This window comes from Acutalibacter sp., from assembly GCF_056800975.1.
The window spans coordinates 1-2,878 of record NZ_JBQISV010000153.1 but is presented as its reverse complement, the minus strand read 5'-3'; the positions used below and the strand labels follow the sequence as shown (position 1 = coordinate 2,878).

The 2,878-nt window shown below is 53.6% G+C and carries 3 protein-coding genes; all 3 read left to right on the top strand.

Annotation, left to right across the window (positions count from 1 at the left end; genetic code table 11):
* The first annotated feature begins 110 nt into the window (after window positions 1-110).
* The 3 genes from ACTO5E_RS10680 (at window position 111) to ACTO5E_RS10670 (ending at window position 2,765) form a co-directional block, all read left to right on the top strand.
* Entirely contained in the window at window positions 111-884 is a 774-nt protein-coding gene (locus tag ACTO5E_RS10680; RefSeq protein WP_482303515.1) for a carbohydrate ABC transporter permease, read from the top strand.
* Between the two features lies 1 nt (window position 885).
* Window positions 886-1,947, top strand: coding sequence for a hypothetical protein (locus tag ACTO5E_RS10675; RefSeq protein WP_482303513.1), 1,062 nt, complete (start codon window positions 886-888; stop codon window positions 1,945-1,947).
* A gap of 80 nt (window positions 1,948-2,027) precedes the next feature.
* Entirely contained in the window at window positions 2,028-2,765 is a 738-nt protein-coding gene (locus ACTO5E_RS10670; RefSeq protein WP_482303511.1) for a class I SAM-dependent methyltransferase, read from the top strand.
* The last annotated feature ends 113 nt before the right edge of the window (window positions 2,766-2,878 follow it).

Sequence of the window (2,878 nt, the reverse complement as noted above, 5' to 3'; positions counted from 1 at the left end):
AACCTGAACTACGCCAAGCTCTCGGTGGCGTCGGTGCTGCTATTGGTCGTTGTACTCATTGTTTTCGCAGTGTTCTATGGATTTGTAATGAGGAAGGAGGCGTTCCGGGCATGAAAAGAACCTCTGTGTTCAGCGGTGCGTTTGCGCTGCTGCTGTCGTTTATCTCCATTGCGCCTTTTGTTTATGTGCTTACCCTGAGCTTTCTGCCCGCGTCCGGTGGGGTGACCTTTGATTACTACTACGACGTGTTTCTGGGCTCGCCTCAGTATTTACTCCGGTTCTGGAAAAGCATGGGCATCTGCCTGTGTATTGTGGCAGGGCAGTTGGTGGTGTCCATACTGGCGGGCTATGGCTTTGCCAAATGCGACTTTCCCGGTAAAAACGGTTTGCTCTTTGTACTCATGATTCTCATGGTGCTGCCCCTGCAGGTTACTCTGGCCCCCAATTATATCATGCTGGACAAGCTGGGCCTTTTGGACACCTATTCGGCCCTGATTTTCCCCTCTGTCTTCATCCCTCTGGGCACCTTTATCCTGACGCAAAGCTTCAAATCAGTGAGCGATGACATTATCGACGCCGCCAAGCTGGACGGCTGCGGGCTGTTCCGGCTGCTTACCAAAGTGGTTCTGCCTATGAATTCCAGCGGGCTGGTATGTGTGACGCTGCTCTCTTTTTTGGACGGCTGGAACATGGTGGAGCAGCCTATTGCCTACATCAAGGACTTTGTTCGATATCCCATTTCGGTGGCCCTGGCCTATGTGCCCCCTACCGACCCGACTTTGCAGCTGGTATGCTGCATTCTGGTGGTAATCCCGCCTCTGTTCCTGTTTACCTACTTTAACCGGGAACTGGTAGAAGGAATTGTCCTTGCGGAGGTGAAATAAGATGAAAAAGAAAGCGTTGATGATTTTTGTCCTGCTGTTCTGGATGCTTGTGGCCTGTACACTGTTGTCTGTGAAGGTGGAGGAGCAGATGATCCCGCAGGTGACAACGGTAACAGCCTCCCGTGGCTACAGTTTTGACAGCGACCCGGAGGTTCCTTTGAGCTGTCTGTTTTTTGACAGCAATGGTATGCACCTGTACTCAACCTATGAGGGCACTGGCTGGGAAGCCGGTATTCGGGTGAAAGAGGAGTCTCCCAGCAGCTACGAGGTGGGGGAGGAGTCTGTGATCCTTACCAATGGTTGGAGCGGTACTTTTATTGAGTTCGCCTCCAAGCCGCTAAAGCCTGGGGAGTTGGTATCGGAGAAACGAGGCGGCGAACAGATAGAGGACCATTGGCTGGCCGTGTTTTCCCAGGAGAAGCCTGAATTTAGCGAGCTGCCGGAGGGGGTCAGCCTGGAAGAGGAGAATGACGGCGCGGTGCTGCTCTCCATTGCCAAGGCGCAGCAGCCCTATATGGACGGGCGGGCAAAAAGTCTGGTGCCTGAGTTTTTCAACGCCCAGGTCTACAGCTTTGCTGAGATGCGAAAATTTTTGGACGCGCTGCCTCAGGTGGGGCTGGCAGCAGCGATGATTCTGGCGGCAGTAACCATTTGGGCCTGCTGCTGTTTTATGGTAAAGGATGTAAAAAAGCACTGGGTGGGACTGCTCACAGGGGCTGTTTTTGGTCTGCTTCTGTTGGTAGGGCTCCATTTTGTCCTGGGATCGGTGAACCTGCCTTCCTCCTTGCTCCCCAGGGAAAAAATTACAGACATCGGCTATTTTTACCAGGAGTACACGGAGTTTTTCAACGCTCTAAAGAGCTTCGCGCCTCCTGCGTCTGAGTCTGGCTTTTTGGAGCCAAATCTGCCAAAGACGCCTGCGGCTAAGGAAATGATCAGCTATAAGAACGCGCTAATCATGCGTCCGTTTCTGCTCATGGCGCTGGGCATCGTTTTGCCTCTCGTTCTGCGGTTTGTGGAGTGGGCCATTCTATACAAACGCAGCTTGCCGAAAATCAAATAGCTGCATTTGATCAGATCATTTGCTTTTTCCTAGTTGGTGTGCTATGATACTCCCACAGTCTTTAAAAGGAGAGGGTACACATGACAGTGGAGTATGACAATGAGGAGTTTTTTCAGCAGTATGCCCAGATGGAGCGGAGTAAATCCGGGCTGGCAGGGGCAGGAGAGTGGCATCAGCTGCGCCCTCTGTTCCCGCCGGTGGAAGGGCTTCGGGTGCTGGACCTGGGCTGCGGCTATGGCTGGCACTGCCGGTTTGCGGCAGAGCAGGGCGCGGCCCAGGTACTGGGTATTGACCTGAGCCAGAAGATGCTGGATGAGGCCCGGAGAAGAAACCCCGGCCCGCAGATCACTTACCGGCAGTGCGGCATTATGGAGTATGAATATCCAGAGGACAGCTGGGACCTGGTGGTCTCAAATCTGGCGTTGCATTATGTAGAGAACCTGGAACAGGTGTTCCGGCTGGTTAACAGAACCCTGAGCGCGGAGGGTTGCTTTTTGCTTAATATTGAGCACCCCACCTTTACCGCCGGCGTAGGACAGCAATGGGTCTGTTCCTCTGAGGGCAAGCCCCTCTATTGGCCGGTGGACGGTTATTTTCTGCCGGGGGAGAGGCGCACAGAATTTCTGGGCTGTGAAGTGGTGAAGTATCACCACACCCTGACTCAAATATTGAACGGGCTGCTTCAGGCGGGTTTTACTTTGGCGGCAGTGGAAGAAGCGCAGCCGCCAGAGGAACTGATGTCCCTACCCGGTATGGCGGATGAGCTCCGCCGGCCCATGATGCTGCTGGTAAAGGCGCAAAAAAGGAAGCGGGGATAAGGATGGGGAGAAAGACGCAGGTCTCCTGTCACGGGGATGAACGCCGGTTTGCGGTGTTGGCGGAATTTATCGCGGACTATTTTGGCAAGTCGGTCAAGTATATTGCGGATATT

Bases quoted from the DNA above. Each gene is read 5' to 3' on its own strand.
- ACTO5E_RS10675 (WP_482303513.1), top strand. From the start codon at position 886: ATGAAAAAGAAAGCGTTGATGATTTTTGTCCTGCTGTTCTGGATGCTT.
- ACTO5E_RS10680 (WP_482303515.1), top strand. From the start codon at position 111: ATGAAAAGAACCTCTGTGTTCAGCGGTGCGTTTGCGCTGCTGCTGTCG.
- ACTO5E_RS10670 (WP_482303511.1), top strand. From the start codon at position 2,028: ATGACAGTGGAGTATGACAATGAGGAGTTTTTTCAGCAGTATGCCCAG.